The sequence below is a fragment of the Lactobacillus xujianguonis genome (assembly GCF_004009905.1).
GTDB classification, from domain to species: domain Bacteria; phylum Bacillota; class Bacilli; order Lactobacillales; family Lactobacillaceae; genus Lactobacillus; species Lactobacillus xujianguonis.
Genome location: NZ_ML136920.1, coordinates 1 through 5263 on the forward strand (window position 1 = coordinate 1; position 5263 = coordinate 5263).

Below are 5263 nucleotides of genomic sequence, written 5' to 3' on the forward strand. Positions count from 1 at the left end.
CTTTATTTCTATGTTGCCCAAATGTATTCAAAATGCGTTAGAAGAGCCCGCCTAAAAACTAAATTAGGCATAACAAAGCCGGATCCCATAAGGAATCTGGCCCGTTTTAGTGCTTTCAACTTTCAGTCAAGTAATCAAAAAAGAAGTAAAGGCTGAGTATTCAAGACTCTCCCAAGAAGAATTAGAAGATATCTTCAACGAGTGCCATCTTGATTAGAAGATAAATGAGTTAGTTGCAATTATTTTTAGTATAATAATTGCGAAGACGATTAAGAAACTCAAATGTGCAGATGAATTGGCTGTTCATCGTGCAGCTTAGAAGAAGTCACGTAGCAATACGTGGCTTTTTTTCTTGCAAAAAATATGAAAAATAAAAAAGAAATCTTCTCTTTTTGCGTAATTAATATTAGGGAAGAGAATCTTCCCAAATTCAAGTAAAGGAAGTGCGTTGATGAGTGAGCTAGAGGATATCAAGCGAGACTTGATCTTTGGTCACGTGATGGAAAAGAGGGAGAATTGTCGGCAGCTGCTGAAGCTGATCTTCCCTGAGAAAAGGTTCGAACGGATCAGGGTTACTCCGCAGAAACCAATTAATCAATTGTTGAAAGAAAGGAAGGAAGGTGAGATTTGATATCTGGGCAGTGGACGAAGAGGGCACACAATACGATGTTGAGATGCAGGTGAAGGATGAAAAGAATCTGGGGCGGCTGAAGAGTCTGATCCGTTTATTGCTAAGATTGTAAAGGAAATGCATGAGTATACGGCTAGTACGGAATGGAGGAATACTGAAATGGACTTAACAATGTACTTCAAGAAGAGTATGGACAAGAGCCGAGACGAAGGCTGGCATAAAGCAGAATTTGCTTATGCAAAGAAGATGGTTGAGTTTTCAAGAAAAAATGAAATTCCAGATGAAGTGATCAAAAGAGAGCTAACGCGTAAGTATCCCGACCTTTCCCCAGAAGAGTTAAAAGATATCGTTAACGAATATCAGTTGAATTAGAAAAAAAGGCGGTCCGAAATGGATCGCCTTTAGTTTAAGGACAGAATGGGAGATGCAGAAATGGACTTAACAATGTACTTCAAAGAAGCAAAGCATGAGACAAGAATTGAAAGCGCTAAGGATTTGGTGGAATCTTTTCAAAGTATAAATGCTTCCCCAAAAGTAATCAAAAGAGAGCTAACGCGTAAGTATTCCGACCTTTCTCCAGAAGAGCTAAAAGATATCTTTAACGAATATCAGTTGAATTAGAAAAAAGGCGGTCCGAAATAGATCGCCTTTAGTTTAAGGACAGAATGGAGGATTGAGAATGATGGACTTGGATTACTATTTTAGAAAGTCTCTAGATAAGGCTCGAGAAGAGGGACGACGTGAGGGGCTAAGTGAAGTCCAACATGAGCTCAGAATTGACAATGCTAAAAAATTAATTGAAGTTTCTCAGGAAAATGGGCTTTCGGATGAAGTAATAAAAAAGGGATTAAAGGAGTATTATCCCAATCTCACTCCAGAAGAGCTGGCAGCCATCTTCGACGAGTATCATTTAGGCTAGAAAAATGAAAAAACAACAGATTATCGTGGGCATTCTTGCAGTTACGCTAATGGGCGGATCAATTGTTGCTCTTAGAAGAAAATCGGAAAGAGTGCGGATCGAAAAGCAGCAGCGGGCAAAAGCACAAAAAAGACGGCAAGAGCGTAAGTTGAGACAGAATCTGCTGCGCTTTTTGCTGAAGAATTACACTTTTGGTGAACCGGTGAAGAGCTTTGAAATCGGAAAACTCGAATCACTTAATGTGGAATGGAACACGCAATACAGCATTGATGTTTCAATTAACCACAATCTCAAGAAAGCAATGTCGTTTGACTTCTATGACTTTGATAAGAAATTCAAAACCCAAGACGGCGTGAGCTTTACGGATGATTTGCGCTTAGAAGAACGCCGCAAGCCATTAAGCGATGCGCAAGTAGATAAAATGCTGCGCCATATCAAGATAACTGACGAAAACTAACACAAAACAAAAAACGATCCAAAACTAACAATGTCATTGAGTTGAGATATTGTTAGTCTTAAGACCGCTTATTGATAATTAAATATATTATAATTTATCGGCTAGGGAATTATCTTGCATTAGCAAAGCTAATAATTTTCTGGCTGATTTATTTGGTTCGCTACGATCGCTTTCCCATGCTTCTACTGTTCTCTTAGAAACACCGACTAAATTCGCTAAACCAGATTGAGGTGTGCCAATTTGATGTCTTAATGATTTAATCGTGGCTGCGTTAAATTCAATTTTCACAGGTAATGGAACATCCACAACCTCGACATGACTTTCATCACCATTTACATAGTCACGACAAACTTTTAGTGATTCTAAAATGGTTGATTTACTCATTATTTATCACTCCTTTTTGAAACTACCCAACACAAAAAAGGCGATCCAAAACGGATCGTCTTTTTGCATGTGATTATGATAAAGAACCAGCAATCTTGCCGCGGCGCTTTTCGTACCAAGCGTCCCAGTCTTCATAAGTCTTCATGTTTTCTGGATCGATATCTTCATCCTTACTGATTTCATTAAGTAAGTTCTTGAAGTTGTAGTCATGGTATTGAAGAACATGCTTAATCAAGACCTTGCGTGGGAAGTGAATGTTGTTAAGCAAGTACTTGTTAATGTCAACCATGTTGTGGTTCTCATCGTATAAGTTGATAATTTCCAAATCGTCTTCGCCGAACTTGGCAATGTAAAAGTTAGCAAAAGTCTTCAAATAATCAGGTTGATCTTTGTATTCTTCTGCTGGCATCGTAACGCGGTTAGCTTCTGGCATTACAACTTCCAAGTCTGAATTTTCGTCTTCATCCTTGGCTTGGTCTTCGGCCTTTTGATTGGTGTTCTTTTCTTCTTCAGTCAATTTGGACACTCCTTTTTCTTTAAAAAATCGGAAAATCAATTATAATTCTACCGAGTTTGGGCCATAAAGGCAACTGTTAGTGCATAACACCAAAATTATACGCGCTTTTGGGGTGATTTCAAAGGGCAAAATCATTTCTACATTAATATGTAAGGAAAAGAATAATTCTTTGAAAAAAGTTGGCCCGATTCATGGAGCCAGTTCGTTATTAATAGTGTAAGCAGTTGAGGCGCGCACAACTACTTACAAGCTTATCTATATTCGCATCAATTAAATATAAGGAAGGTATTCATAATGAATCAAGTTCAAGAATCTATTCAGTTTACTTTTGCAAACGAGGTCTATGCTAACGGCAAGAAGAGTCGCATCTTCAAGAATGTGAAGGAAGGTGTGGAAGACAAGGCATTGATCCAAGTGGGTGAAGCAATTAGTCAATTGCAAGGCGATGACTTGGGGGATGTCTTCAAGATTACCAAGACACCGGTCGCTAAAGGTTAAGATAGCGTACTATTTTACCGAAAATGCCGGGGATGTATGTAGAAAATGCGTACACGAGTGAAAATTACGATAGGAGAAAGAAAAAATGGCAGAAACTACTAAAACTTTACGATTAACTTACCTTAACAGTGACAACAAGAAGGTCAACTTGACTCTATCTAAGTCAGCTGACAACCTTACACCAGATACGGTGCGTGGCTTAATGAAGCAAATCGCGGATAGTCACGCCTTTGATAAGGAAGGGGTCGACATCTATCACGAACCTCAATCTGCTGCATATGTTGAACGAACTGTTACTGGCATCTTTGATGATGCTAAGACTGCTGCAGGTGAACAAGCATAGTTTAGAGTTACTACTAGACTTAACGCGTCTAATTAGGCAAATTTGGCGGTTAAGCAAGGGTAACGATAAGCATTAAATGTTACAAAATTAGCGGACTTTTGTTACTCGCTTGTAAAAAAACGGACTTATTATTAAAAAAGATGGGGCAGGTTTTCACCTGCCTTTCTTTTTATATCAAGGCTTGCGAGACTTACGAGCCGTAACGTGGAGGGCTTTTTAATCTGTAGAATAAATATTACAAAGCAAAAATAATGGGCTTTTAGGCTTGCCTTTTACTCTAGAGGTTAGTACAATATGAATCGTGGTAAGTAATAGGACATATGCTTCAGGCTAGCACCCTGTACGCATGCTGATCCTTCAGCAAGACTACTACCTCATAAGCCTTATAAACTTATGGTTCCTGCTCGAAGTATTTTGTACATTATAGGCCTCTGCCATGCTGAAGCCTCCCTCCTATTACTATTTTTTGTTTTTTCAAGGAGGATTAGACCACATGAAGAAAAATTTGAAAATCGTTAGCGCTGCTGCTGCTGCTTTATTAGCTGTCGCTCCTGTCGCTGCTTCTGCTGTTAGCTCTGTTAATGCTGCTGCTGTTACCTCTGCTACTCAAGTAGGTACTGTTCCTGCATTAAGTGAAAATGCTAAAGTTAACATTACTCCAAATGTTAGCTTAAATACTGCAGTACCTGGTACCAACATTAAGTCTGCTTTGAGTGCATCATTTACTGCAACTGTAGATGGTACTACTGCTACTTCTACTCTTACACCAGGAGTATCATCAGTTGAAATGTGGTACAACGAAAATGGTGCTCGTAAGAACATCAACAAAGTAGAAGACGTTGCAAATAGTTCTGCTGGTAGTCTTTTCAAAGTTCAATTGAATAAGGTAACTTTGAACTTTGGTGACGCTAATGCTAACAAGGACATTACTTTAGTATTGCCAAATGAAAATGGCAACCACTTTGGTAACAGCGTTTCTGACTTAACTTTCAAGACTAAGACTAATGCCAATGGTGTTGCTGAAATTCCTTACGTTGTTTTAGGCGTATACGCTAAGGACTTTGCTAACCCAGCTATTGTTAACTGGTATTCAAAGATTACCGGTGCTACTGTAACTTCAGGCGACCTTACTTTAACTGCTGGTTCAGATGCTGGTAAGATGAACGTTGCTCAAGTTTTATCTGCTGCTGAAGCTAAGTATGCTGCAGGTCACATCCATGCACAATCAAGCACCACTAACTACACTACTGCTGCTGAACTTGCAGACCAATTGAAGAAGCAAGGTATCTCAGTAGATGCACAAGGTTGGTTCGTTGCTCCTAAGTCATTTACTTTCAATTTGAAAGCAAATGCTACTAACAACGATGCTTCAGCTACTTTACCAATTACTGTAAATGTTCCTAACGGTAAGGTTTCAACTCCAACTGAATCAGCTGTAACTAAGACTGTTAACCACATTGCCGCAATTTACGACAAGGATGGTAACCAATTGAACTTAGCTAAGCTTCGTGCTT

At 39.0% G+C, this 5263-nt stretch carries 9 protein-coding genes; 7 read left to right on the top strand and 2 right to left on the bottom strand.

Features of this window, described 5'->3' with window-relative positions:
• Positions 1-790: 790 nt before the first annotated feature.
• Genes EJK17_RS10845 through EJK17_RS10860 form a run of 4 tightly spaced genes read left to right on the top strand, consistent with a single transcriptional unit; the run spans position 791 to position 2007 of the window.
• Positions 791-1003 (top strand): hypothetical protein, encoded by a 213-nt coding sequence (locus EJK17_RS10845; RefSeq protein WP_103662677.1) that lies wholly within the window; start codon positions 791-793, stop codon positions 1001-1003.
• 60 nt (positions 1004-1063) lie between these two features.
• On the top strand, positions 1064-1252 hold the full coding sequence (locus tag EJK17_RS10850; protein ID WP_168180803.1) for a hypothetical protein: 189 nt from the start codon (positions 1064-1066) through the stop codon (positions 1250-1252).
• 58 nt (positions 1253-1310) lie between these two features.
• The gene (locus EJK17_RS10855) at positions 1311-1550 is read left to right on the top strand and encodes a hypothetical protein (RefSeq protein ID WP_103662679.1); all 240 of its coding nucleotides are present in this window, start codon (positions 1311-1313) and stop codon (positions 1548-1550) included.
• Between the two features lie 4 nt (positions 1551-1554).
• A complete protein-coding gene (locus EJK17_RS10860; protein ID WP_103662680.1) occupies positions 1555-2007 on the top strand; it encodes a hypothetical protein in 453 nt (150 codons plus the stop codon).
• 87 nt (positions 2008-2094) lie between these two features.
• Here EJK17_RS10860 and EJK17_RS10865 read toward each other — a convergent pair whose 3' ends face one another.
• Together EJK17_RS10865 and EJK17_RS10870 are read right to left on the bottom strand one after the other, a co-directional pair.
• Positions 2095-2391, bottom strand: coding sequence for a helix-turn-helix domain-containing protein (locus tag EJK17_RS10865; protein ID WP_103662681.1), 297 nt, complete (start codon positions 2389-2391; stop codon positions 2095-2097).
• A gap of 73 nt (positions 2392-2464) precedes the next feature.
• Complete coding sequence (locus tag EJK17_RS10870; protein WP_103662682.1) at positions 2465-2908, bottom strand: hypothetical protein; 444 nt, start codon at positions 2906-2908, stop codon at positions 2465-2467.
• A 294-nt stretch (positions 2909-3202) separates the two neighbouring features.
• Here EJK17_RS10870 and EJK17_RS10875 point away from each other — a divergent pair, with 294 nt between their 5' ends.
• The 3 genes from EJK17_RS10875 to EJK17_RS10885 form a co-directional block, all read left to right on the top strand.
• Complete coding sequence (locus EJK17_RS10875) at positions 3203-3406, top strand: DUF1659 domain-containing protein (RefSeq protein ID WP_103662683.1); 204 nt, start codon at positions 3203-3205, stop codon at positions 3404-3406.
• Positions 3407-3491: 85 nt separating this feature from the next.
• On the top strand, positions 3492-3749 hold the full coding sequence (locus EJK17_RS10880; protein ID WP_103662684.1) for a DUF2922 domain-containing protein: 258 nt from the start codon (positions 3492-3494) through the stop codon (positions 3747-3749).
• A gap of 493 nt (positions 3750-4242) precedes the next feature.
• A partial coding sequence (locus EJK17_RS10885; RefSeq protein ID WP_103662685.1) for a hypothetical protein occupies positions 4243-5263 on the top strand: 1021 nt, incomplete at its 3' end.

Bases quoted from the DNA above. Each gene is read 5' to 3' on its own strand.
- EJK17_RS10845 (WP_103662677.1), top strand. From the start codon at position 791: ATGGACTTAACAATGTACTTCAAGAAGAGTATGGACAAGAGCCGAGAC.
- EJK17_RS10850 (WP_168180803.1), top strand. From the start codon at position 1,064: ATGGACTTAACAATGTACTTCAAAGAAGCAAAGCATGAGACAAGAATT.
- EJK17_RS10855 (WP_103662679.1), top strand. From the start codon at position 1,311: ATGATGGACTTGGATTACTATTTTAGAAAGTCTCTAGATAAGGCTCGA.
- EJK17_RS10860 (WP_103662680.1), top strand. From the start codon at position 1,555: ATGAAAAAACAACAGATTATCGTGGGCATTCTTGCAGTTACGCTAATG.
- EJK17_RS10865 (WP_103662681.1), bottom strand. From the start codon at position 2,391: ATGAGTAAATCAACCATTTTAGAATCACTAAAAGTTTGTCGTGACTAT.
- EJK17_RS10875 (WP_103662683.1), top strand. From the start codon at position 3,203: ATGAATCAAGTTCAAGAATCTATTCAGTTTACTTTTGCAAACGAGGTC.
- EJK17_RS10880 (WP_103662684.1), top strand. From the start codon at position 3,492: ATGGCAGAAACTACTAAAACTTTACGATTAACTTACCTTAACAGTGAC.